Annotated in this window: 19 protein-coding genes and 2 pseudogenes; 8 read left to right on the top strand and 13 right to left on the bottom strand. The window is 69.1% G+C overall.

The window, feature by feature from the left end:
• Positions 1–282 precede the first annotated feature (282 nt).
• Complete coding sequence (locus tag AB0436_RS06530; protein ID WP_366466582.1) at positions 283–498, top strand: dodecin; 216 nt, start codon at positions 283–285, stop codon at positions 496–498.
• Positions 499–561: 63 nt separating this feature from the next.
• Positions 562–1,569, top strand: a complete 1,008-nt coding sequence (locus AB0436_RS06525; RefSeq protein WP_366466581.1) for an MsnO8 family LLM class oxidoreductase — start codon at positions 562–564, stop codon at positions 1,567–1,569.
• A gap of 33 nt (positions 1,570–1,602) precedes the next feature.
• Here AB0436_RS06525 and AB0436_RS06520 read toward each other — a convergent pair whose 3' ends face one another.
• The 3 genes and pseudogenes from AB0436_RS06520 to AB0436_RS06510 form a co-directional block, all read right to left on the bottom strand.
• Positions 1,603–2,349 carry a succinate dehydrogenase/fumarate reductase iron-sulfur subunit gene (locus tag AB0436_RS06520; RefSeq protein WP_366466580.1) on the bottom strand — a complete coding sequence of 249 codons (747 nt, stop codon included), beginning with the start codon at positions 2,347–2,349 and terminating at the stop codon, positions 1,603–1,605.
• Positions 2,346–4,294, bottom strand: a pseudogene (locus tag AB0436_RS06515) (fumarate reductase/succinate dehydrogenase flavoprotein subunit). The gene AB0436_RS06520 and the pseudogene AB0436_RS06515 overlap by 4 nt, the downstream one beginning before the upstream one ends.
• A 31-nt stretch (positions 4,295–4,325) precedes the next feature.
• A complete protein-coding gene (locus tag AB0436_RS06510) occupies positions 4,326–5,030 on the bottom strand; it encodes a succinate dehydrogenase (RefSeq protein WP_366466579.1) in 705 nt (234 codons plus the stop codon).
• Positions 5,031–5,126: 96 nt separating this feature from the next.
• Between AB0436_RS06510 and AB0436_RS06505 the strand changes: the two genes are divergently transcribed.
• Positions 5,127–6,029, top strand: coding sequence for a LysR substrate-binding domain-containing protein (locus AB0436_RS06505; RefSeq protein WP_366466578.1), 903 nt, complete (start codon positions 5,127–5,129; stop codon positions 6,027–6,029).
• Here the strand turns inward: AB0436_RS06505 and AB0436_RS06500 are convergent.
• The 3 genes from AB0436_RS06500 to AB0436_RS06490 form a co-directional block, all read right to left on the bottom strand.
• A complete protein-coding gene (locus AB0436_RS06500; protein ID WP_366466577.1) occupies positions 5,999–8,182 on the bottom strand; it encodes an EAL domain-containing protein in 2,184 nt (727 codons plus the stop codon). The two genes, AB0436_RS06505 and AB0436_RS06500, sit on opposite strands and share 31 nt — an antisense overlap.
• Positions 8,179–8,991, bottom strand: a complete 813-nt coding sequence (locus AB0436_RS06495; protein WP_366466576.1) for an SAM-dependent methyltransferase — start codon at positions 8,989–8,991, stop codon at positions 8,179–8,181. The genes AB0436_RS06500 and AB0436_RS06495 overlap by 4 nt, the downstream gene beginning before the upstream one ends.
• A 249-nt stretch (positions 8,992–9,240) precedes the next feature.
• The gene (locus AB0436_RS06490) at positions 9,241–10,230 is read right to left on the bottom strand and encodes an SCO0930 family lipoprotein (RefSeq protein ID WP_366466575.1); all 990 of its coding nucleotides are present in this window, start codon (positions 10,228–10,230) and stop codon (positions 9,241–9,243) included.
• 824 nt (positions 10,231–11,054) lie between these two features.
• On the opposite strand from AB0436_RS06490, the gene AB0436_RS06485 reads away from it, so the two are divergent.
• From AB0436_RS06485 to AB0436_RS06470, 4 genes are all read left to right on the top strand, one after another.
• Positions 11,055–11,819 (top strand): hypothetical protein, encoded by a 765-nt coding sequence (locus tag AB0436_RS06485; RefSeq protein WP_366466574.1) that lies wholly within the window; start codon positions 11,055–11,057, stop codon positions 11,817–11,819.
• Positions 11,820–11,851: 32 nt separating this feature from the next.
• Complete coding sequence (locus AB0436_RS06480; RefSeq protein ID WP_366466573.1) at positions 11,852–12,313, top strand: universal stress protein; 462 nt, start codon at positions 11,852–11,854, stop codon at positions 12,311–12,313.
• 180 nt (positions 12,314–12,493) lie between these two features.
• Complete coding sequence (locus AB0436_RS06475) at positions 12,494–12,988, top strand: hypothetical protein (RefSeq protein WP_366466572.1); 495 nt, start codon at positions 12,494–12,496, stop codon at positions 12,986–12,988.
• 126 nt (positions 12,989–13,114) lie between these two features.
• Entirely contained in the window at positions 13,115–13,771 is a 657-nt protein-coding gene (locus AB0436_RS06470; RefSeq protein ID WP_366466571.1) for a zf-HC2 domain-containing protein, read from the top strand.
• Here the strand turns inward: AB0436_RS06470 and AB0436_RS06465 are convergent.
• The 6 genes and pseudogenes from AB0436_RS06465 to AB0436_RS06440 form a co-directional block, all read right to left on the bottom strand.
• A complete protein-coding gene (locus tag AB0436_RS06465; RefSeq protein ID WP_366466570.1) occupies positions 13,759–14,598 on the bottom strand; it encodes an amidohydrolase family protein in 840 nt (279 codons plus the stop codon). The two genes, AB0436_RS06470 and AB0436_RS06465, sit on opposite strands and share 13 nt — an antisense overlap.
• Positions 14,595–15,566 (bottom strand): aldo/keto reductase, encoded by a 972-nt coding sequence (locus AB0436_RS06460; RefSeq protein WP_366466569.1) that lies wholly within the window; start codon positions 15,564–15,566, stop codon positions 14,595–14,597. Before AB0436_RS06460 ends, AB0436_RS06465 begins: the two co-directional genes overlap by 4 nt.
• Positions 15,567–15,612: 46 nt before the next feature.
• Complete coding sequence (locus AB0436_RS06455) at positions 15,613–16,956, bottom strand: wax ester/triacylglycerol synthase family O-acyltransferase (protein ID WP_366466568.1); 1,344 nt, start codon at positions 16,954–16,956, stop codon at positions 15,613–15,615.
• A 195-nt stretch (positions 16,957–17,151) separates the two neighbouring features.
• Positions 17,152–18,822, bottom strand: a pseudogene (locus AB0436_RS06450) (SpoIIE family protein phosphatase); the annotation flags it as partial.
• Positions 18,823–18,958: 136 nt separating this feature from the next.
• Positions 18,959–19,132: a hypothetical protein gene (locus AB0436_RS06445; RefSeq protein WP_366466567.1), complete on the bottom strand. Its 174-nt coding sequence runs from the start codon at positions 19,130–19,132 to the stop codon at positions 18,959–18,961.
• Positions 19,133–19,499: 367 nt separating this feature from the next.
• Positions 19,500–20,954, bottom strand: a complete 1,455-nt coding sequence (locus AB0436_RS06440; protein ID WP_366466566.1) for an SDR family NAD(P)-dependent oxidoreductase — start codon at positions 20,952–20,954, stop codon at positions 19,500–19,502.
• 301 nt (positions 20,955–21,255) lie between these two features.
• Here AB0436_RS06440 and AB0436_RS06435 point away from each other — a divergent pair, with 301 nt between their 5' ends.
• Positions 21,256–21,669: an SH3 domain-containing protein gene (locus tag AB0436_RS06435; protein ID WP_366466565.1), complete on the top strand. Its 414-nt coding sequence runs from the start codon at positions 21,256–21,258 to the stop codon at positions 21,667–21,669.
• A gap of 62 nt (positions 21,670–21,731) precedes the next feature.
• Here AB0436_RS06435 and AB0436_RS06430 read toward each other — a convergent pair whose 3' ends face one another.
• Positions 21,732–24,074, bottom strand: coding sequence for a GH92 family glycosyl hydrolase (locus tag AB0436_RS06430; RefSeq protein ID WP_366466564.1), 2,343 nt, complete (start codon positions 24,072–24,074; stop codon positions 21,732–21,734).
• Between the last annotated feature and the right edge of the window lie 249 nt (positions 24,075–24,323).

Below are 24,323 nucleotides of genomic sequence, written 5' to 3'. Positions count from 1 at the left end.
GCCGTGCAGACGAGGCCGAAACGGCCCTTCACGACATGGCGGTATTTCACGAAGGTCACCTCTGCGTATGGAAACGGCAGTTCATGACCCGACGTGGGGGAAGCTCAGACGGCTTGACCGGGTATTGAGGGGAGTTTGGTACAGACCAATCGCCGCGGTCAAGGGGTAACCGCCCTGTCGTAAGCGGCTTGTGACGTGGCACGACGTCTCGCGGAGCGCGGGCAGGTGGGGCACCGTGGAGTAATCCACCGTCGAGCGACGGGGCGAAAGGAGTGCGACGCCATGTCGGATAACACCTACCGGGTGACGGAGATCGTCGGCAGCTCACACGAGGGCATCGACCAAGCCATCCGCAACGGCGTGACCCGGGCTTCCCGGACGCTGCGCGAGCTCGACTGGTTCGAGGTCACCCAGGTCCGCGGCCACATCGTGGAGGGGCGGATCGAGCATTACCAGGTCGGCCTCAAGGTCGGTTTCCGGCTCGAGGACGGCGATTGAGGCCGGCTGCCGGGCCACGGCCGGAGCGGGGAATGCGGGACCTGCCGATGCGTTGAACCCTGTGTGAGTTCCGCCATCTCCGCCACCCGCTTCTCCGTACTCGACCGCTCGCGCGTCCGCGCCGGGCACGACGGTCCCGGGGCGCTGCGTGACACCGTGCGCTTCGCACAGCAGGCCGAGGCTCTCGGATACCACCGGTTCTGGGTCTCGGAGCATCACAGTGTGCCGGGCGTCGCGGGCTCCGCTCCCACGGTCCTCGCCGCTGCCGTGGCGGCAGCGACCTCGACGATCCGGGTCGGTACCGGCGGGGTGATGCTGCCCAATCACCAGCCGCTGGTGGTGGCCGAACAGTTCGGCGTGCTGGAGTCGCTCTTCCCCGGCCGGATCGACATGGGTCTCGGCCGTTCCGTGGGGTTCACCGACGGGATACGCAGAGCTCTCGGTCACGGCAAGAAGGACGCCGAGGAGTTCGCCACCCGGGTGGCCGAACTGCTCGGCTACTTCTCCGGCGAGCAGTCCGCACATCCCCACGTACACGCCCGGCCGGCCGAAGGGCTGCATATCCCCGCTTTCGTGCTGGCGACGGGCGCGGGCGCGCAGGTCGCGGCCGCGGCGGGACTGCCCCTGGTGATCGCCGCCGTCCGCGGCGAGGACGAGATGCTGCGCGCCGTCGACGGCTACCGCGACGCCTTCCGGCCGTCCGCCTGGGGCGAGCAGCCGTACGTCGTGCTCTCCGGCACGGTGGCGGTGGCGGCCACCACCGAACAGGCCCGCCGGATCCTGCTGCCCGAGGCATGGTCCACCGCGTACTCCCGGACGCACGGCGAGTTCCCGCCGCTCGTCCCCGCCCAGACGATCCCGGGCCTGCGGATGACCGGACGCGAGCGCGCCCTCTTCGAGGAGGCGCAGCGCGGACAACTGCACGGCACCGAGGACGAGGTCGCGGACGGCCTGGAGAAGCTCCTCGACCGCAGTGGCGCCGACGAGTTCCTGGTCACCACGAGTACGTACGACCGCACCGCCCTGCTCGACTCGTACCGGCGGCTGGCGCGGATCGCTGCCTCGCGCTGATCGCCGCCGGGCGACGCTTCCAGTGGCCGGACGTCAGCGGCTGACCTTGCGGGTGGCGCGCAGCCACTCCTTGTTCATCGCGGTGATCGAGGGCAGCGGGATTCCCTTGGGACAGGCGGTGGCGCACTCGCCGGTGAGGGTGCAGCCGCCGAAGCCCTCCTCGTCCATCTGCGCGACCATGTCCAGCACCCGCGTCTCCCGCTCCGGCGCGCCCTGCGGCAGCACGTTGAGATGGTTGACCTTCGCCGAGGTGAAGAGCATCGCCGATCCGTTGGGGCAGGCCGCCACGCAGGCGCCGCAGCCGATGCACTCGGCGTGTTCGAAGGCGAAGTCGGCGTCCGGCTTGGGCACGGGCGTGGCGTGCGCTTCGGGAGCCGCGCCGGTCGGGGCGCTGACATAGCCGCCGGACTGGATGATCCGGTCGAAGGCCGAGCGGTCGACCACCAGGTCCTTGACGACCGGGAAGGCCGAAGCACGCCACGGTTCGACGTCGATGGTGTCGCCGTCCTGGAAGGCCCGCATGTGGAGCTGGCAGGTGGTGGTGCGCTCGGGGCCGTGGGCGTCACCGTTGATGACGAGGCTGCAGGCGCCGCAGATGCCTTCGCGGCAGTCGTGGTCGAAGGCGACGGGTTCGTCGCCCTTGACGGTGAGTTCCTCGTTGAGGGTGTCGAGCATCTCCAGGAACGACATGTCCGGCGAGACGCCGTCGACTTGGTAGGTGGTCATGGCGCCGTCGGTGGTCGCGTTCTGCTGGCGCCAGACGCGCAGGGTGAGCCTCATGCGTAGCTCCGCTGAGTGGGGTGGACGTACTCGAAGACCAGGTCTTCCTTGTGCAGCACGGGTGCCTCTCCGGTACCGCTGAACTCCCAGGCCGCGGCGTAGGAGAACTCCTCGTCCCGGCGCTCGGCCTCGCCTTCGGGTGTCTGCGACTCCTCCCGGAAGTGGCCGCCGCAGGACTCGGCCCGGTGCAGGGCGTCGAGGCAGGTCAGCTCGGCGAGCTCCAGATAGTCGACGACGCGGTTGGCCCGCTCCAGCGACTGGTTGAACTCCTTGCCGGTGCCCGGCACCTTGATCCGGCGCCAGAACTCCTCGCGGAGTTGCGGCAGCCGGTCGAGGGCCTTGCGCAGCCCCTCCTCGGTACGGGACATCCCGCAGAACTCCCACATCAGTTCACCGATCTCACGGTGGAAGGAGTCTGCGGTGCGGTCCCCGTCGACGGAGAGCAGCAGATGGAGCCGGTCCTCGGTCTCCGCGATCGCGGAGACGACGGCCGGGTGGTCCGCGTCGACCTCGTCGTGGTGCGGGTTGCGGGCCAGGTAGTCGTTGATGGTGGACGGCAGCACGAAGTACCCGTCGGCGAGGCCCTGCATCAGCGCCGAGGCCCCGAGCCGGTTGGCCCCGTGGTCGGAGAAGTTGGCCTCGCCGATCGCGAACAGACCGGGCACGGTGGTCTGCAGGTCGTAGTCGACCCAGAGCCCGCCCATCGTGTAGTGCACGGCCGGGTAGATGCGCATCGGCGTCTCGTACGGGTTCTCGGCGGTGATGCGCGCGTACATGTCGAAGAGGTTGCCGTACTTCTCCTCGACTGCCTTGCGGCCCATCCGGGCGATCGCGTCGGCGAAGTCCAGGTAGACACCCTGCCCGCCCGGTCCCACTCCGCGGCCTTCGTCGCAGACATTCTTCGCGGCGCGTGACGCGATGTCGCGGGGCACCAGATTGCCGTAGGACGGGTAGGTGCGCTCCAGGTAGTAGTCGCGCTCGCCCTCGGGGATCTGGTTGGCCGGGCGGTTGTCGCCCTTCGCCTTCGGGACCCAGATCCGGCCGTCGTTGCGCAGCGACTCGCTCATCAGGGTGAGCTTGGACTGGTGGTCCCCGGTACGCGGGATGCAGGTGGGGTGGATCTGGGTGAAGCACGGGTTGGCGAACCAGGCACCGCGCCGGTGGGCCCGCCAGACCGCGGTCGCGTTGGAGTTCATGGCGTTCGTCGACAGATAGAAGACATTCCCGTAACCGCCGCTGGCCAGCACCACCGCGTCCGCGAAGTAGCTGCTGATCTTCCCGGTGATCAGGTCCCGGGCGACGATGCCGCGGGCTTTGCCGTCGACGACGATCAGGTCGAGCATCTCGGTGCGCGGGTGCATCTCGACGTTGCCCGCCGCGATCTGCCGGCTCAGCGCCTGGTAGGCGCCGAGCAGCAGCTGCTGGCCGGTCTGGCCGCGGGCGTAGAAGGTGCGCGAGACCTGCACCCCGCCGAAGGAGCGGGTGTCGAGAAGTCCGCCGTACTCCCGGGCGAAGGGCACGCCCTGGGCGACGCACTGGTCGATGATCTCGACGGAGATCTGGGCGAGCCGGTGGACGTTGGACTCGCGGGACCTGAAGTCCCCGCCCTTGACGGTGTCGTAGAACAGCCGGTAGACGGAGTCGCCGTCGTTGCGGTAGTTCTTCGCGGCGTTGATGCCGCCCTGCGCTGCGATGGAGTGGGCCCGCCGCGGGGAGTCCTGATAGCAGAACTGCACGACGTGGTAGCCCTGTTCGGCGAGGGTGGCGCCTGCGGAGCCGCCGGCCAGGCCGTGCCGACGACAATCACGGTGTGCTTGCGGCGATTGGCCGGGTTGACCAGCTTGGCCTCGAAGCGACGGGTGTCCCACCGCTCGGCGACCGGGCCGCGCGGGGCCTTGGTGTCGACGACCGGAGCGCCGGTCCGGTACCGCGCATAGTCGTTCATGTGGGGTTCGGTCATGTGGGGTTCGGTCATGTCAGTTCACGACTCCGGTCATGACGGCGACGGGTACGGAGATGAATCCCACCGTGAGCACCAACGCGAGAACGTTGGCGGTGGTCTTGAGCACCCGGTCACGGGTGGGCTTCCCCGCGCCGAGAGTCTGTGCCGCGCTCCAGAAGCCGTGCCTGATGTGCAGGCCGAGTGCGAGCATCGCGACGATGTAAATGACATCGCCGTACCAGGTGTTGAAGGTCGCGACGACGTTCTCGTACGGGTGGCCCGGCTGGGCGTTGCTGTTCACCGTGAGGGTGGTGAGGTCCAGCAGGTGCCAGACGATGAAGAGCGCCAGGATGATGCCGCCCCAGCGCATGGTGCGCGTCGCGTAGCTGGCGCGTCCGCGTTTGTGCGCATAGGCGACCGGGCGGGCCCGCACGTCCCTGCGGCTGAGCTGGTAGGCACAGACGGCGTGCAGCACCACCGCTGCGACGAGCACCACTCGGATGATCCACAGCGCCCACTCGTAGTGCAGGAACGGCTCACCGATGGTGCGCAGCCAGTGCGCGTAGTGGTTGAAGTCCCCCGAACCGAAGAAGATCTTGAGGTTCCCCAGCATATGGACGACCAGGTACAACAGCATGATCAGGCCGCTCCCAGCCATGATCGTCTTTTTGCCGACGGTCGAACCCCAGACCGTCCGAGCCAGGGACGGCCTTCGCTCCGTCTTCGTTGCCAGTGCCATGGCAAGAGACGTTACGGCGACACCGGGCAAGAGGTCCAAGACATGGAATACCTCATGTCCATAGCCATGCGCTATCGCGGCGTTAGGGTGGGCCGTATGCAGCTCCAGCAGCTCAGTTATTTCGTCGCCGTCGCCGAGACCCGGCACTTCACCCGCGCCGCCGAGGAGGTCCATGTCGCTCAGCCGTCGCTCTCCCAGCAGATCCGTGCGCTGGAGAAGGAGCTGGGCGCGGAGCTGTTCAGCAGGGCGCGGGGCAATATCGCTCTCACCCAGGCCGGCGAGACCCTGCTCCCGCTCGCCCGCCGCATCCTGGCCGACGCGGAGACGGCCCGCCATGAAGTGCAGGAGCTGGCGCAGCTGCGCCGGGGCCGGGTCCGGCTCGGTGCGACGCCGAGTCTGTGCACCGGACTGCTGCCGGACGTGTTGCGCGCCTTCCACGACCAGCACCCCGGTATCCAGCTGCTGATCGAGGAGGGCGGCTCGCACGATCTCGTACGGGAACTGGCGCGCGGCGCACTCGATCTGGCCCTGGTGGTGCTGCCGCTGCCCACCCCCTCCCCCGCGCTCACCACGATCGAACTGCTCCGGGAGGATCTCGTCGTGGTGTCGTCGACGGCAGCCGGCGCCCCACGCTCACCGCTGCGGATCACCGATCTCGAAGGGGAGCCGATGGTGATGTTCCGGCACGGGTACGACCTGCGGGATCTCACCCTGTCGGCCTGCCGGGCGGCCGGTTTCGAACCCTATTTCACCGTCGAGGGCGGCGAGATGGACGCGGTACTCGGTTTCGTGCGCGCCGGGCTGGGTGTCGCCGTGGTCCCCAGCATGATCGCCGCGCGGGCCGGGAGCGGACTACGGGTGACACCGCTGGCCCGCCCGGGACTTCGGCGTACGATCGCGCTGGCGCACCGCAGCGACGTCGCGCCACCGCGTGCGGCGCGCGTTCTGCAGGACGTACTGCTCGCCAGTCACACGGCGTCGGCCAGCGACAGACTGTGAATCCGGTCGGGTGCGCCCGGCCTGGCGTAGTACCAGCCCTGGGCGGTGTCGCAGCCGAGGTCGCGCAGCTGCTCGGCCTGCGTCCCGGTCTCCACCCCCTCCACGGTGACTGCCAGCTGCAGGCTGTGTGCCAGCGCGACGATCCCCTCGACGATCTTGAGATCCACCGGGTCGGCGGGCAGCTGCTGCATCGACTGGGTGAAGGAGCGGTCCAGCTTCAGCACGCTCACCGGCAGCCTGCGCAGATTCGCGAGGTTGGAGTAACCGGTTCCGAAGTCGTCGAGTGCGATGTCCACCCCCATGTCGGCCAACTGCCGCAGGGGCTTCAGGAGATCGTCGTCCGCCCCGATCAGCGCCGATTCGGTCACCTCGAGGCACAGCGCGCCGGGGTCCAGGCCGGTGCGTTCGAGCACGGCGACCGTGTCGGCGACCAGCCCGGGATGGTAGAGCTGAGTGGGCGAGAGGTTCACATTGATCCGCAGCGGACCGCCGTCGTGGTGCGCCGGATGCCGCTGCTGCCAGCCCCTGGCCTGCCGCACGGACTCCTCCAGCACCCAGCGGCCCAGCGGCACGATCAGCCCGGTGTGCTCGGCGAGCGAGATGAACCGGTCGGGTCCGAGCACTCCGTGCTGCGGATGCGACCAGCGCACCAGGGCTTCCGCGCCGTGCACGCTGCCGTCGCCGAGATGCACCAGCGGCTGGTACTCGATGAAGAACTCGCCGCGCTCCAGCGCCGTGGGCAGGGCGGTGGTCAGTCCGTGCCGGGTGATGGCCCGGGCATCCGCCTCCGCATCGGCCAGCTGGAACCGGTTACCGCCGGCGGCTTTGGCCCGGTACATCGTGATGTCGGCACTGCGCAGCACCTCGGCGGGGCTCTGCATACCGGACGGTCCCTCGACGACGCCGATGCTGCCCCGGACGGTGAGCTCCCGGCCGTCGATCCGGATGGGAGTGGCCAGCGCCGACAGGATGCGCGCCGCGAGCTCCTCGACCTCGTGTGCGGTGTCGTCCCCGGTGGTGAGGGCCACGAACTCGTCGCCGCCGAGCCGGGCCACCATCTCGCCGGACGCGGTCGCGCAGCTCTGCAACCGGTCGGCCACCTCGACGAGCAGCCGGTCACCGGCCGAGTGGCCGAGTGAGTCATTGATCGCCTTGAAGCCGTCCAGGTCGAGATAGCACAGACCGAATCGGGTCCCGTTCTTGGCGGCGAGCGCCTTGTCGAGCCGCTCGAAGAACAAGGTCCGGTTGGGCAGGCCGGTCAGCGCGTCGTGCGTCGCTTCGTAGCGCAGCCGCAGATTGAGCAGCCGGCGCTCGGTGGTGTCCTCCATCAGCGCGAGCTGGTACTGCGGCCGGCCCTCCGCGTCACGCAGCAGCGACACGGTCAGGTTCGTCCACAGGACCGTGCCGTCATTGCGGTAGTAAGGCTTTTCGACCCGATAGTGCTCGCGCTCCCCGCGCACCAGCTCTGCATGCAGGCCCCACACCTGAGGAGCGTCCTCGGGGTGCACCCACTCGTTCACTTTGCGGCTGCGTACGTGATGGTCGAGGCCGCCGAACATCTGCAGAAGGGCATCGTTGACCTCCAGGATGTTCCCGTCGAGGTCGGCGATGCCGATACCGATCGCCGCGTCCTCGAACACCGCGCGGAACCGGGTTTCGGTGACGTGCAGCGCCGACTCGGCGGCGCTGCGTGCGGAGAGCGCCGAGCGGGCGATGGCTTCCTGCTCGGTGAGGGTGCGTTCCCGCAGCGCCTTCGAGAAGCCGGCCGCGATGGCGTGCTGCAGACGGGCGCAGCGCGCCCGGATCTCCTCGGGGGTCAACTCGGCCGATACCGCGCTGCTGCCGCAGTAGAGCACCAGATAGGAGTCGACCACTCCGAGGGTGTGGCTGAGCGCGTCGGGGTCGGTGCAGTGCGCGGCGACCAGATCGGCCCCGACCCGATGCGCGGGGGACGGGTCGAAGGGCCAGGCGTGCAGGGCGTCGCTCAGCCGGCGGGCCAGCGGCAGCAGGTGCTTCTCGAACTCGGGCCTGGTCAGGGAGGTGGCGGTGGACGGGAAGATGGCCCGGCTCCAGATGGTCGCAAAACGGCCCAGTCTGTCCTCGGGGCTGTCCTGGTCCGCGGTGGATCCCGACTTCCGCTGCGGCATGTTCACGCCTTGAGCCCCACACCGACGTAGCCGGAAAAGGCGTACGGATCCTCCTGGTCGACCGGTGTGTCGGGCCGCCACTCCGGCATCTTGACCAGGCCCGGCTCCACGAGTTCGTACCCGTCGAAGAACCGGGCGACCTCCTCGCGGGTACGCATGACCAGCGGGTTGCGGATGTTCTTGTAGACGCCGACCGCTCCGCCGGCCTGTTCCTGCGGTACGGGGATGCCCTCGTACGAAGCGTGGGTGACGATCAGCACGCTGCCGGGCGCCAGGGCGTCCCGCAGTGCCACCACGGCCGCGGACGGGTCGTCGGCGTCCTCGATGAAGTGGAGCACGGCGACCAGCAGCAGCGCCACCGGCCGGTTCAGGTCGAGGAGTTCCCCGACCTCCGGGCTGTCCAGGATGTCCTGGGGCTTGCGCAGATCGGCGGCGACCACAGCGGTCAGGTCGTTGCCTTCCAGCACGGCCTTGCTGTGGGCGACAGCGACCGGGTCGTGGTCCACGTAGACCACTCGGGACTCCGGGGCGACCGCCTGGGCTACCTCGTGGACATTTCCGAAGGTGGGGATACCGGAACCGATGTCCAGAAATTGCGTGATTCCCCGGTCGACCGCGAATCGGACCGCGCGGCGCATGAAGGCACGGTTCGCCTGCATCACCTTGGGCAGGCCCGGCATGAACTCCATGGCTTTGCGGGCGGCTTCCCTGTCCACCTCGAAATTGTGCGAACCGCCCAAGTAGTAGTCGTAGATCCGCGACACACTGGGCACCGAAAGATCGATGCCCTGCGGGGCCCAGGCAGGACGCTCCATCAATGTCTCCAACGAGTCGGCACGACGGCCCGGCCATGTCCATGGCCAGTGTTCGAGCCGAATCTACTGACCCACCGGCAAGAGAGCGAGCGAAAACGGAAATTGGCGGTCCGTTATTGGTCACACGCCGCTGGCAAGTGCGCCCGGCCCGTCCCTGCGTGGGGGTGCAGGAACGGGCCGGAGTACCGGAAAGAAGGCACGGAGCAAAGGGGCCGGCGCAACGCGGTAGGGCGCAGGGTACTGGATCCGTTACTTCCCGGCACCCACCAGTTTCGCCTCGGGCGTGATCGCGTACCAGGTGCCGCCGACCCCCTGACCGTTGGTGTCGCCGGGTTTGATGTCCCCGGAGAACGTGTAGACGGGCCAGCAGTTGATCGACTGCTGCTTCAGACCGTCGGGGCGGTTGAAGGTGACGAAGCCCTTCTTGATGATGCCGGCCGTCCGGTCCTTCGGCACCGGCGCGACGACCGGCCACTTCGACAGGCAGGCCCCGGTGCACGCCGACTTCATCGGCCAGGCGGAGTCCTTCGTCAGGCGGTAGACCGTCATCCCCCGCTTGTCCACGATGATGTTGCCGAGCTTCGGGTCCTTCCGTACCGAGAGCCCGGGCAGGGAGTCCGCCGAACCCGCCGCCGTGGCGCCCGCTGCGGCGGGTGCCGCCTTCTTGCCGTCGGGCGCCGACGCGTACCAGGTGCCGCCGACACCCTGGCCGTTCGCGTCACCCGCCGCGGTGTCCTTCGCGTACCGGTACATCGGCCAGCCGGCGATCGTGAGCTGCTTGCTGCCGTCGGCCCTGGTGACCTCGCCGAGCAGTGCGGCGTCCGTGCCGGGGGCCGGGGTGACACTGCCGGCGGGCACGGCCGGCCATGCCTTCGCACAGTCGCCGTCGCAGTTCGACTTCGGCGGGCTCGCGGTGTCCTTGTCGAAGCGGTAGAGCGTGAATCCCGCGCTGTCCGTGACCACCTTGCCCAGCTTCTTGCTGTTCCAGACGGCGAGCTGACCGGCCGGCTTCTGGTCTCCTGCGGCGGAGGCCGATCCGTATCCGCCGCCCGTCCCGTATCCGCCGCCTGTCCCGTACCCGTCGTCGCCCGGCTGATCTGCCGCCTGCCCGGCGGGCTGCGCGTCGCCCACGGTCTGCCCGTTGGGGGACGATGCGCCCTTGTCCTGACCGCACGCCGTCGTCAGCGCCAGCACTGCCACCGCCGTCACCGCGAGTGAGGCGTTCCGCCAGGTATTCATGTGAACTCCTGCTGTCTGTTAGGGGGTCGCGGCGCACGGTGTGCGCCGTAGTTGGCCCTAGGTACGGGTGGCGGACCCCCTGCCGTTCAACGGAGCGCGAGATAGGTCAACCGACCCGGGCTCCGGGAGCTGCTCGACGAGACGGCGGTCGGCGACACCATCCGCGCGCTTGCTACTCGACCCCCTGATTCCGGTACGCCGACGCTCAGTTCGGCGCCCCAAACACAAAGCAGTGGATCTCCCCTCGTTCCGGCGAATCCGGGCCGATGGCGGAGTGGCCACCGGCGGCCTGGATCATGCTCCTCGGCATGGACCGATCGCCGGGGACGCTCATTCCGCTTGCCGCACGGCTGGTGGCCGCCGCAGCCTTCGTCTGGCTGACGCTGATTCCCGTACCGGCGGCTGCGAGCGACTGCTCGTACGCCTCCATCTCCCAATCGGGGGAGGCCGCACCGGGCACCGTGGTGGCGGTCGGCGGCAGCGGAGCCGTCAGCTGTTCGGCGGGGCCGAAGCCTGCGCCGAAACCCCCGCCGCCCGCGCCGGCCCCTCCCCCGCCACCGGCTCCCGTCCCGCCGCCGGTGTACCACCCGGCGCCTGCCCCGCCGCCCGTTCCACCGCCTCCGCCACCTCCTCCGCCCCGACCGTCGGTGCGGCCGAAACCGTCGCCGAAGCCGGTAGCGCTCCCGGACTATCGGGCACCGGTACGCAAGAAGCCGTCGAACGGGCCGTCCATCGTCACCCTCACGCTCCTGATCACGGCTCCCGCGGTCTTCGCCGTGGCCGTGCTCCGTCCACGCTCCTCCCGCTGACCGTCGGAGACACCCTTGTCGGAATGGCTTGTTCTCACGATCGCGATGGCGGCCGCCTGTGCCGTCGTCCTGACCATCGCTTTTCTCAACAATCGGCGCGTCGGCGATGACGACGACCCCTCGGAGACTCCGGACGTCATCGAATACATGACGATGATGATCGGCGTGATCTACGCCATCGTGCTGGGCCTCGCCATCGCGGGCGTCTGGGAGGGCCGCAGCGCCGCGCAGGAATCCGTACGCCAGGAGGCCCAGGCCCTGCACGAGGTGGATGCGCGCTCCGCGGTCTATCCGGCCGAGGTCCGAGGACGCATCCGCACCGATGTCGGCACGTACGTCAGCTATGTGCTGGACACCGAGTGGAAGCACATGAGCGAACACGGCGAGCTCACGCCCCAAGGCGGCCGGCTCCTCGAACAGGTACGCAGGGATGTCACCGACTACAAGCCGCGGAACGACCACGAGGGTCAGGCGTATCAGCCGCTGGTGGACCAGGTGGCGGCGGCCGACGACGCCCGGAGTTCCCGTGGACAGGACGCGGGGGCGACCATGCCGGGGGTGGTCTGGTTCGGCCTGATCATCGGTGCGCTGATCACCGTCGGACTGATCTTCACGCTGCAGATCCGGCGCTCCGCCAAGGAGTTGCTGCTGGCCGGGCTCTTCAGTGCGCTGATCGCGTTCCTGCTGTTCCTGATCTGGGATTTCGACGCACCCTTCGGCCGTGGCATCTCGGCCACCGCCGCACCGTTCCTCGATCTCTTCCCCCAGGTCATGAAATAGGCGGCCGAACGCAGAAGCGATAACCTCCTCGCGTGACAGATCAGCAGCCTCACCAGTTCGAACGCGGTACCGACGGTCCCAAAGTGATCGTTGCCGGCATAGACGGTTCTGAGTCGTCGCTGCGTGCCGCCGCGTATGCCGGGGGGCTCGCGCGACGGCAGAACGCGCTTCTCGCGATCGTGTACGTGCAGCCCGTGCTGTCGACGGGGGCCTCGCTCGGGGCCCCCGTTTCCGACACGACCGGGGAGATTGCCGAAGAACTGGTGGCCGAACTCCGGGCCGCGACGGAGCGGGTGAAGGGGATATTCGCTGTGCGCTGGGAGTTCCACACCTTCCGTGGGGATCCCTACAACGGTCTGGTCACCGCTGCCGACGAGCTCAAGGCGGACGCGGTGGTGGTCGGCGCTTCGGAGTCGGCCGGACACCGGATCATCGGGTCGGTGGCCGTCCGGCTCGTCCGGGCCGGCCGGTGGCCGGTCACCGTCGTCCCCTAAGGGCTTGCAGGGAATCAAGGTGTTGCTTCCCTGCAAGCCCTTATCCGGTCCGGCCGCGTACGCACGGACCAATCCTGCGCTTCTGGCCACGCGCCGCCTCCAGCACCGGTTCAATGCACTCTGGAGTGCCTGGGCAATCCCGGGCGACACCTGGCCGAGGTATGAAAGAGGCGAAACGGGATGCGTCCCGAGAGCACCAACGGGACCGGCGACGGCGAACTGCTGGTACCGATGGCCTGGATGTACGCCGAGTACATCGCCGATGAACTGCTGCGCACCGGTGAGCTGATGCCGCCGACCACGATCGAGTACCGGGCGGGGCGGGACGCCCTTGCGCTGACCGTCTTCCTTTCGGACGGTGCAACCGGCGATGTCCGAACGGTGGCGCGGCTCGACGAGTGGCTGTCGCTCACGGCTTACGACTCCGGCTGGCGGGAGTGGGTCTGCGGACGGCTCGACCGGCTCGCAGCGACGGGCTCCGGCGGTCCTGATCTTCCGCTGGCCGCAGCGGCCTGGCACTGGCTCGAGGACACCGAGCTGCTGGCAGCGGACCTCGACGCGGTCGAGCCGGGTGGTGCGGCTCCCGATACGGCGGAGGGTGACTGGCCTCAGGTGTGGACCCCGGCTTGGCAGTTGGGGCTGCCGCTGGGCCACCTGGCGATCCACCTGTTCTAGCACGCCAGGTCGAAAGCGTCCCGCCGCCGGAGTGGACTCCGACCCGGGCGGGTGCCGGCGCGTGGGCCGGGGTGAGTGATTCGGCGGTGTGCCGCGTACCTGAAGGTGACCTGAAAGGACGGCTGCATGAGGTCACCTGAACTCCACCGCGCTGTCGGCGCGTATGCCATCGGGGTCCTTGGCCCGGCGGATGCCTTCCGCTTCGAGGAACACCTGGTGGGTTGTCCCCGGTGTGCGGTGCTGCTGGAGGAATTCGGCAGTGTGGAGGCATTGCTGGCGGATTACGCGCGCCAACTGCCACCGGGCGTGGAGCCCGGCGTCCCGACGAGCGAGGCGCTGCTGCACCGACTGCTCGACGGGGTGCGGGCCCGTCGGCGCTCAGTTCGCACACGGCGGCTGGCCCTGGTGGCGGCGGCTGTGGTGCTGGCCGGCGGCGGTACTTTCTCGGTCGCCCGGCCGGCCGGGGACGGACCGGGGGCCGGGGTGCGGTGGGCCGCCACCGACCGCACCACCGGGGTATCGGCGGCGGTGGCCGTGCGGTCGGCCGACTGGGGAACGGATGTCGAGGTCGACGTGCGGGACGCTCCGCACGACGAGGTCTGCAGCCTGGTCGCGGTGGGCTGGACCGGAGAGGTGCAGACGGTGGCGACCTGGGCGGCGGGCAGGCGCGGACCGCTGCAGGCGAAGGGCGCGGCCGCGCTCCCGCCGGACGCGATCGATCACTTCGAGGTGCGCACATCGGGCGGCAAGCGGCTGTTGTCGGTGGGGCCTCAGATCCCGTAGACCCGTGAGGCGGTGGTCTCGAAGACCTGCCGGCGTTCGTCGGGGCTCAGCCTCACGGTGAGTCGATGGGCCGTGTCGACCACCTCGGCATACGACGCGTCGAGGGTGCACACCGGCCAGTCGGAGCCGAACATCAGCCGTTCCGGGCCGAATGCCTCAAGGACGGTGTCGGCGTAGGGGCGCAGCCCTTCCGTCGTCCAGTCGTGGCCCGCTTCGGTGACCATCCCGGAGAGCTTGCACACGGTGTTGGGCCGGGCGGCCAGGGCACGTATGTCCGCAGCCCACGGTTCCTGGATGCCGGAGGCGATGGGCGGCTTGCCGAGGTGGTCGAGCACGAAGGTGAGTTCGGGCAGTTGTGCCGCGGCCACGGCCGCGACCGGCAACTGGTGGGGCAGCACGACAAGATCGTAGGCGAGCCCCGCGGCTGCGACGGCGGCCAGTCCGCGCCGCACGTCCGGGCGCAGTAGCCAGGCGATGTCCGGTTCACCCTGCACCTGGTGGCGGATCCCGACGAGCTTGTCGCCGCCGGGGAGTTCCCGCAGAGCGGCAAGCGTGTCGCCGACCCCGGGGGCGGTCAGGTCGGTCCAGCCGACGACCCCGGCAACCGGTTCACCGGCCGCTGCCAGGGCCAGGAGTTCGGGTGTTTCCCCGGCGACGGTGACGGTCTGCACGACCACCGTGGCGTGCACGCCCGCGGCGCGGGCCGGCGGGAGAAGGTCGTCGAGAACGAAATTCCTGCGCAACGGCGCGAGTTCGGGGCCGGTGAGCCAGTCCTGGTCCCGGACGGACAGGTCCCATACGTGGTGGTGGGCGTCGACGATTCTCACCGGGCCACCGCCCCCGACTGCTGGATCGCGGAGAGTTCGTCCCAGAGCGCGTCCGGCAGTGGCAGACGCAACAAGTCGGCGGCGTCGTTCACCTCGGCGGCCGACCTGGCACCCGTCAGCACGCTCACGACGGCAGGATGACGGGACGGAAAGCGCAGCGCGGCGGCCCGCAGCGGCACGCCGCGCCGCTCGCAGACCGCCTTCATCCGCAGTGCGCGGTCCAGCACGGCCGAGGACGCGGCGCTGTAGTTGTACCTGGCTCCTGGCCTGGGATCGGCGAGCAGACCGGAGTTGAAGACGCCGCCCACCACCACGCTCCTGCCGCGAGCGGCAGCCTCGGGCAGCAGCTCGTCGAACGCGGACCGGTCGAGCAGCGTGCAGCGCCCGGCACACAGCACCAGGTCCACATCGGTGTCGCGGAGGAAACGGGTGAGCATCCGGGTCTGGTTCATACCGGCGCCGATGGCGCCCACCACGCCCTCGGAGCGGAGACTCTCCAGCGCCGGGTAGGCATGTCGGAAGGCGTCCTCGCCGTGGTCGTCGGGGTCGTGCAGAAAGACGACGTCGACACGGTCCAGGCCGAGTCGGGCCAGACTGTCGTCGATACTGCGCCGCACACCGTCCGCGCTGAAGTCCCAGACCCGGTGGTGCGAGGCCGGAACGGCGAAACCGTTTCGGAGGTCGTCACCCTGGCCGGGCCCGGGCTCGAGCAGTCGTCCGACCTTGGTCGAGACGACGTACTCCGCTCGGGGCCTGTCACGCAGTGCCGAGCCCAGTCGGCATTCCGAGAGACCGAGTCCGTAGTGCGGTGCCGTGTCGAAGTACCTGATGCCCGCGTTCCAGGCCGCGTCCACGGTGGCCTGGGCTTCCGCCGGGTCGACAGGTGTGTACAGGTTGCCGATACCGGCCGCCCCGAAGGCGAGTTCCGTGACTTCGACCGAACTGCTTCCGATCTTGGTACGCCGCATGGTTCGAATATTCATCGGATCACTGGAGGCGTCAACACCTCTGCGGCTATCTCTCGTTCGTTGCCTCGAGCAGTTCGGCCAGCTCCACGGGGAACAATTCCGCGAGCCGTTCCGCATCCGGCATCGCCCTGCCGTCCACCACCACCCCGACATGCACCTGCCCACCGTATGCGGAAAGCGCCACCGCGAGGCTCTGGCCGCGGGCCAGAGGTGCCATCGGATAGATCTCCCGCAGCGGGCTGCCACCGAGCGACAGCGTCGAGCGCGGCAGCGGCACGCTGGTCACCAGGACGTCGAAGAGCATCCGCGCCGCGTTACCCGCCAGTTGGGCACCGAAACGGTGGGCCAGCGGGGGGAGCCGGTCGGCCAGTACCGCCACCGCACCGGCTCCGCGCAGCGGTCCGGCAGCCTTGTTGCGGTCCATGGCGCAGCGCACCGCGCCGAGCCGCCGCCAGGGGTCCGGCTCGGCGACCGGCAGCCCCAGCAGATACGCCGAGAGGGTGTTGCCGGAGCCCTGCGGTGCACCCGGGCGACGCCGGGACACCGGCACCAGCGCACGCGGGTCCGCCGAGGGCAGTTGCTCACCGCGCTCCAGCATCCATCGCCGCAGCCCGCCGGCGACCACGGCGAGCAGTACGTCATTGGCGGTGCCGCCCGCCCGCCTGCGGATGCTCAGGACGGTCTTCTGATCCAGGACGGCAGTGGCCAGCTGCCGGGTGCCGCTGGAATGCGCGGCCAGCACCGAGCCGCCCCACAGGTCGAGCCGGCTGGCCCGCACCACCGACGCCCCGATCCCCACGGCCTGTCCGAACTCCTCGATACGCTCCCGGGCGAATCCGGCGACCTGATGGGGCCCGGGCAGCCAGGAACGGGGCGGCACGCTGCGGACCCGTCTGTCTCCTGCCGTGCGGTCATCGGCGATCTGGTCGAAGATTCCGGCGCCGATCGCGACGGCCCGCATTCCGTCCGCCAGCGCGTGGTGCAGCTTGACCAGCACCGCGAAACGGCCGGCGCCGGCACCCGTCAGTACGTACATCTCCCAGGGCGGCCGGCCCCGCCGCAGCGGACGCTCCATCAGCTCCCCGGCGAGTCGGTTCACCTCGGTCGCGAAGTCCCCGCCGGGGAGCCCGACCAGTCGTACATGGCGGCGCACGTCGAACTGCCGGTCCTCGGACCAGGCAGCGCCGCCGAGCGGGAGCCAGACACCTCGTACGCACATCCGCAGGCGGGGGATCGCAGCGGCGCGGGCCGCCAGGAGATCCAGAGTCTGCTCGTCGGAGGCGTCCGGCGCGGCCTCGAAGACCGCGAGAGCACCCAGGTGCATGGGGTGTTCGGCCGATTCGAGGTGCCAGAAGGCGAGATCAAGCGGGGCCAGTAGCTCGGAGCTCAACAGATCCTCGATGTCGTCGGTGGGCGGATGCCGACCCCCGGCAAGCTCCCGGGTTCAGCAGTCAAGCGGTAAGGGTCGGTTACGGTCAAGTACGACGACGATACTTACCGTTACCATTCGGTATCCATCACATTGCCACTCGTTCCGCGATCGCGGTCAGCTCGTCGGCGGCCAGCTCGAGCTCGTCCGCGTGCTCCGGGGCGCATCCAGGCTCTGGCGTCGGAGCAGCAGCAACGCGACATCGTCCTCGCCGCCCCGCTCGTCGACGACGCCGCACAGATGGTCCGCGAGCAGCTGCAGATCCCGGGGTCCGCTCCGGACCATGCCGATGAGGTACTGCATCCCGTCCTCGAGGTCGGCGCCCGGCCGTTCGACAAGCCCGTCGGTGAAGAGCACCAGGGTGTGCCCGGGGTCCAGTTCCGCTGTGGCCACCGGATACTCCCGCCGGCCGAACACTCCGGACAGACCCAGTGGCAGACCGCCGTCGGCCGGCACGCTTCGGCAGCTTCCGTCCGGCGCGCGCAGCAGGGGGTCGAGATGCCCGGCCCTGACCAACTGGACCACGCCGGTGGCGAGATCCGCCTCGGCGTACAGGCAGGTCGCGAAGCGGTCGGTGTCCAGCTCGTGCAGAAAGTCGGAGGCGCGCGCCATCACGGTCGCCGGGGTGTGCCCTTCCGCCGCGTACGCCCGCAGCACGATTCTCAACTGGCCCATCACGGCTGCGGCGTGAGTGTCGTGCCCCTGCACGTCACCGATGACGGCCCCGACTCTTCCGTTGGGCAGCCGGATCACGTCGTACCAGTCACCGCCGATGTCACGCCCCATCCGCGCGGAGCGGTAGCGGACCGCGATCTGCGCACCGGGGATGGCGGGTATCAGGCGTGGCAGCATGGCTTGCTGGAGACCCTGGGCCAGATCGTGTTCCTGCTCGTAGAGCACGGCCCGCTGGAGACTCTGCGCGATGGAGCTGCCCAGCGCGATCAGCAGACTGCGCTCGTCCGCGCTGAAGCCCACCTTGTCCCGGTAGAGCAGCCCGACCGCACCGATGGGGCGGGCCTGCGCGATCAGCGGCAGATAGGCGGCCGCGCTCAGCCCGAGACTGTTGATGTGCGGCCACAGCTCCGGATAGGAGGCAGCGAAGTCGTCGGCCGATTCGATGAACCGCGGAGCGAGGTTCCGGATCACCTCGCTCATCGGAGATCGCTCGTCCACCCGGGTGTAACGGGTGCCCGGCACGTAGCTGCCCCGGGGGCCTTCGGCGACGAGCAGGATACGGCCCGCCTCGACCAGTCCCATCACCAGGCTGCTGGCTCCCAGATACTCGAGCCCCCTGGAGTCCCTGAGCACGTCGATGACGTCCCGGACGGTGCGGGCGTGGGCGAGAGCCGCCGTGGTGCCCTCGACGACGCTCGCCCGGCGGCGGCCCTCGATGTCCTGCGCGATGCGGACCGAGGCGTCGGCGAGTTCCTGGGCCGCGTGTCTGACGATGCCGATGATCCGGCGCGGCCTGCCGTCCTCGTCACGGCGGATGACACCCTGGGTGTGGGTCCAGCGTGCCGAGCCGTCGCGCCGGTGGATGCGGAAGTACGCGCCGTAATACGTGCTCCCGTTCTTGAGCGCCTGCGACACACGGGCGTCGAGGCCGGATGCCTCGTCGGACGGGACCCGGCAGGCGAGGCTCTCCGGGCGGCCGTCGTACTCGTCGGCGTCGAGATCGAACACGTCGAGTGCGGCCTGATCGAGATGCATCAGCCCGCTGTCCAGGTCCCAGTCGAAGCTGCCCATACGGTTGAGGGCGAGGCTCAATTCAGGATGAGCCGGCCAGTCCGCAGGAAGGGACAGAGCGCCCGGTGCCCGTTCAACCATGTGGTCACTGTGTCACGTTTTGCCCGATTCTTCGAGGTGCGCAGAACGACCGGAACCCGCCCGGGCACACATGCGTCCGGCGCCCCGCGGCATCGGTGAGGATGCCGCGGGGCGCCGGGAGTGCGCACGGCAACCGTCAGTCGATCCCCTGCAGGATGTGCGGCTCGGCGAGGTCGTCCTCGTAACCGGCCAGCCTGATGGGGGCCGACCTGGCCCAGACGTCGAGGCAGAGCAGCTTCTCGGGCCGGCCGGCCCGCTCGCTGCGCTCTGCTGGACGCTGCTCGCGCTTTGTCATGGTCTCTGATGTCACCGCGCACTCCTCTGTGTCGCGTAACCGCATGGACAAGGGCAGTTCGGACGCGGTGGCGCCGGTTTCCTGGCGGGACCGCGGCCTCGGTGCGTGCCTGTCCCAGAACGGGCCGGGGAGTCTGGTAGGGCCCCATCGGAAGTCCGTCATCCACCAGAGTAACCAAATGAGCGGGGTTCCGCTCGATAGGGACCGAACCCGTTGGCCAAGTTTTCTTTGCCTGCCGTTCAGCTGCGAGCCGCTTCGGCCATGATCGGCCCGGATCCCGAGAACGGCATCCGGGGAGGAGTCGCCCGGATGCCGCTGTGCCTGTGTCGAATGTGCCTGTGTCCGAAGCGCCCGATCCGTGGCGCCGGAGTACGCCCCCGCCCTACCAGTTGGCTGGGGCGTAGTCCTTGAGGAAGACGCTGTGCAGATCCTCGCCCGACTCTCCGCGCACGATCGGGTCGTACACCCGGGCCGCGCCGTCGACCAGGTCGAGCGGGGCATGGAAGCCTTCGTCCGCGAGCCGCATCTTGTCCGGGTGCGGGCGCTCGTCGGTGATCCAGCCGGTGTCCACCGCGGTCATCAGAATGCCGTCGGACTCGAACATCTCCTGGCCGCTGGTGCGGGTGAGCATGTTCAGCGCGGCCTTCGCCATATTGGTGTGCGGGTGTCCCGCACCCTTGTATCCGCGGCTGAAAACGCCCTCCATCGCCGAGACGTTCACCACGTACTTCCGCTTGGCGGCGGACGCGGCCATGGCCGGACGCAGCCGGCTGATGAGGATGAAGGGCGCGGTGGAGTTGCAGAGCTGGACCTCGAGCAGTTCGACGGCGTCCACCTCCTCGACCGTCTGGATCCAGCTGTTGGTGTCGTGCAGATCCGGTACCAGTCCACCGGCGTCGATCGCCGTGCCGGCCTCGATCCTGGCCGGCGAGGCGGATCCGGTGACCAGCGCCAGCTCGGCGACGTCCTGGGCGCTGAGCCCGCCGGGGCGCGCACTGGGCAGGGTCAGTTGAGCGCCGCTGCCGAACGCTCCGATGACCTCCGAGGAGGGCAACTCACCGACGGGCAGCGGCGCTGCTTCGGCGGCGACCAGTTCGCTGTACGCCTGGGGAGAACGCCGCACCGTCTGCGCGGCGTTGTTGATCAGAATGTCCAGCGGCCCCGCGGCGGCAACCGAGTCGGCCAGCGCGACGACCTGGGCGGGGTCGCGCAGATCGATGCCGACGATCTTGAGCCGGTGCATCCAGTCCGCGCTGTCCGGCATCGCCTTGAAGCGGCGCACCGCGTCCTTGGGGAAACGGGTGGTGATGGTGGTGTGCGCACCGTCGCGCAGCAGCCGCAGGGCGATGTACATGCCGATCTTCGCCCGGCCGCCGGTGAGCAGCGCCCGCTTGCCGCTCAGGTCGGTCCTGGCATCGCGGCGGGAGCGGTTCTCTGCGGCGCAGGCCCGGCAGAGCTGGTGGTAGAAGACGTCGACCTCGACATACCGGGTCTTGCAGATGTAGCAGGACCGGGGGCGCTGGAGTATCCCCGCGATCTCCCCGCCGGCCCTGGACGAGGGCAGCACACCCTGGGTCTCGTCGTCGATGCGGTCCGCGGAGCCGGTGGCGGTGGCCTCGGTGACCGCCTTGTCATGGGCGGTCTTGGCGGCCCGGCGCTCCTGGCGACGGCGTTGCTTCACGGTCCGGTAGACCCCGGCGGTGGCGCGGCGGACCGCGACGGCGTCCGGGTGGTCGACGTCGATCTTGTCCAGCTCGTCGAGCACGCTGAGGCAGAGAGCCAGTCGTTCCGGATCGATGCCGGGGCCGAACGCCTGGCTGTCCTCTGTCACGGTCATTGCGGTTCCTCTGTCGTAGTCCCGGTCGCAAGCGGCAGTCGGAAGCGCAGAAGCGCTGGTCAGACGCGCATCGGGGCCCAGTCGGCCATCGACCAACTCACGAAGGTATACGCAGTCCGGCCGAATGCCAAAATCCGCCCACTGTCTCCCGGATGACGGCCGCGGGCAATTTCTGCGTCACACATTCGGCGGCCCCTCGCCGTTTCGTCGGAAGGGGCAGCCGATTTTGTGAGTATTGTCCGCCTTGCGCCAATGGACTTCATGGCGCGACAGGTATGTGCGTCACGAACAGGAGCCTTCCTTGCCCACGACCGCCACCCCCCGCACGCCCTTCCGTAAGAGCCTCACGGTCGCAGCCGGCGCTCTGGCCACCGCCGCGACCATCGGCGCCACGCTGCTCGCCGCCGCCCCGGCCCAGGCCGCGCCCGCCCAGCCGTACGGCACCGTCACCGCGCGGACCGGCCTGAACATGCGCCAGTTCCCCAGCACGGACTCCTCCACCCGCGGCGTTCTGGCGTACCACCAGCAGGTCGGTCTGCAGTGCAAGGTCCGCGCCCAGTACATCGACGGCAACACCGTCTGGTACCGCCTCCGCACCAGCCACAACTGGATCTCCGCGCGCTACGTGAACAACACCGGCTACGTGCCCTACTGCAAGGACGTGCTGAAGAGCGACTTCGCGCCCGACCTCGCAGCGCAGCACGCCATGGGCTGATCCGCCCCCGGCACGAAACCGCCCGCCCCGGTCTCCGGAGGCGGGCGGTTCGCATGCGAGGGTCAGCCGATGGCCGGCGGAGCCGCGGAAGCCGCAGTGCCCCAGTCGGATGGCTTGGAGCCGACCGTGAAGGTCAGGTCGTGGCCGGAGCGGATCTCATCGGTCGTGAGATACGTCTTCGCGTGCGCCTTCCCGTTCACGGCGGCCGACTGGATGTAACGGTCGGTGTCCGAGGCGCCCGGCGCGCTCACCGTGAGGTGGCCGTGCGGGTAGTAACGCCGGTCCAGGGTGAGGTCCACCCGCTGGAAGGCGGGCGTCGAGAGGCCCCAGGTGTCGGTGCCCGGCTGCACCGGGAAGATCCCGATGGAGGACAGCACGTTCCAGGCGGACATGGTGCCCAGGTCGTCGTTGCCCGTCATACCGGTCGGCGTGTCCGTGAAGAGCGTCAGCGCGGCATGCACCACGTCGGTCGTCTTCCAGGGCTGGCCGGTGGAGAGATAGGTGTAGGGCGCGATCAGGTCGGGCTCGTTCTGCGGGTTGTACTTGTCCGCGTTGTAGTAGTCGTACGGGCCGTTGACCCACACCTCACGGGCGGTCTTCGCCGGGTCGGCGAGCAGCTGGTCGTAGGCGAAGAAGGAGTCGAGGCGCTGGTTGGCCGCGTCCTTGCCGCCGATCAGGTCCACCATGCCGGGGATGTCCTGCGGGACCATCCACTGGTACTGCCAGGACGTGCCCTCGTGGAAGCCCTCACTCTGTGCCGGGTCGGCGGGACCGGTGAAAGCGCCGTTCTCGTCGCGGGCACGGAAGAACCCGGTCGACGGGTCGAAGATGTTCCGGTAGCTCTGGGCGCGGGCCGCGTAGCGCTTGGCGTCCGCCGTGTGACCGAGCTCGCCGGCCATCTGGCCGAGCATGGCGTCCGAGAGGGCGTATTCCAGCGTGGCCGAAGCGCCGTGATCGAAGTCCGAGTCACCGGGCTTGGCGTGCGGGCGGTTCTTGATGTACGGCGCGAAACCGTCCTTGATGTACTGGACGTTGGCCTCACGGCCCACGGCGGCGGAGTCCGCGGGCGGGGTCCCGTCGGCGTTCTTCTTGAGTGCCCGGTACGCCTGCTCCTCGTACCCCTTGAGCAGCCCCTGCTGATAGGCGTTGGTGAGGAAGGGAGTGACCGGGTCGCCGGTCATGATGTTCGTCTCGACCGTGCCGTAGCCCCACTTGGGCAGCCAGCCGCTCTGCTCGTCGATCTTCAGAACGGAGATCGCCATGTTCCTCTCCTCACGTGGAGCGAGGAGAGAGAGGAGCTGGGTCTGGGTGCGGTAGGTGTCCCACAGCGACCAGTTCTGGTAGTAGTCGAACCCCTTGGCGCGGTGGATCTTCTGGTCCCAGCCGGTGTAACGGCCGTCCACGTCGCTGCCGATGTTCGGCGCGAGGAAGGACCGGTAGAGCGACGAGTAGAAGGTCCGGCGCTGGGTGTCGGTGCCGCCCTGGGCCCGGACGTCGTCCAGTCGGTCCTCCCAACTCGACTGTGCGGCGCGGTAGGCGCGGTCGAAGCTTCTGCCGCCCTCGGCGCGCAGATTCCGGGCGGCGCCCGAGGCGTCGACATAGCTGATGGCCGTGGTGGCCTCGACCGTGCGGTCCTTGGTGGTGTCGAAGCGGACCCAGGCGCCGTTGCCCGCCGTACCGGTGGACGTCTTCGAGCCCTCGGTGACCGTGCCGCCCTTCCAGGTGCCCGATGTGGTGAAGGGACGGTCGAAGTGCGTGACGGTGTACACGGTGTACGGCTTGGTGTCCTGGCAGAATCCGCGGCCGGTGATGGCCGTGCGGATCGTCCGGGAGTCGAGGACCTGGACGGTGCTGGACACCGTGCTGTGCAGCGACTGCCCTGCGTTCAGCAGAACGTTGGCCTTGTCGGTGGCGGGAAAGGTGTAGCGCTGGACGCCGGTGCGCTTGGTGGCGGTGAGTTCCGCGGTGATGCCCGAGTCCAGACCGACCCTGTAGTAGCCGGGGCTCGCCGTCTCATTGTCGTGGCTGAACTTCGCCGCGTACTTCGCATAGTCGGTCTCGGTGATGTCACCGGTGGTGGGCAGGACGGGCAGATCGCCGCCGAGCCCGCAGCCCACACCGGAGATGTGCACGCTGGAGAAGCCGCGGATCTGGTTCTGGGCGTGGTCGTACCCGGTGTTGTGACCGGTGTCCGGGGAGAGCTGGACCATACCGAAGGGGACGGCGGCACCCGGGTAGGTGTTGCCCTCGTTCTCCGTTCCGATGAACGGGTTGACCAGGTCGGTCAGTTGCTCGCCGCGGTGTGCTGCGTCGGCCTGGGCCGTCGGCGCGGCAAGGACTCCGCCGAGCAGCGTGACAGCCGCGACGGCCGTCCCTGCTCCGCGCAGCCGTTGGGTCCAGTGCATGGGTGTGATCCTCCAGAGGCTCATCGGCATCGCTGTCGGCCCAGGCCCCCGGCCCCCTCCCGACAACGTTGTCAAACGCGATCATTCTTGGTTCCTGTCGGGCTCGCGTCAAGGGTTTTGACCGGAAAGCCCGGCCGGCCGGACGGGAAACACCGCCGGGAGGACGACTTGCGACGGACGGCCGTACTGCTCTGGTAGTACACAGGATTGGGTGCCTGAGGACGACGACTTATCGTGCCGCGCGGGAGA

The organism is Streptomyces sp. NPDC051322 (genome assembly GCF_040689485.1).
Lineage (GTDB): Bacteria > Actinomycetota > Actinomycetes > Streptomycetales > Streptomycetaceae > Streptomyces.
Note: the sequence above shows the minus strand (reverse complement) of the source record. Positions and strands in the feature narration are given on the sequence as shown.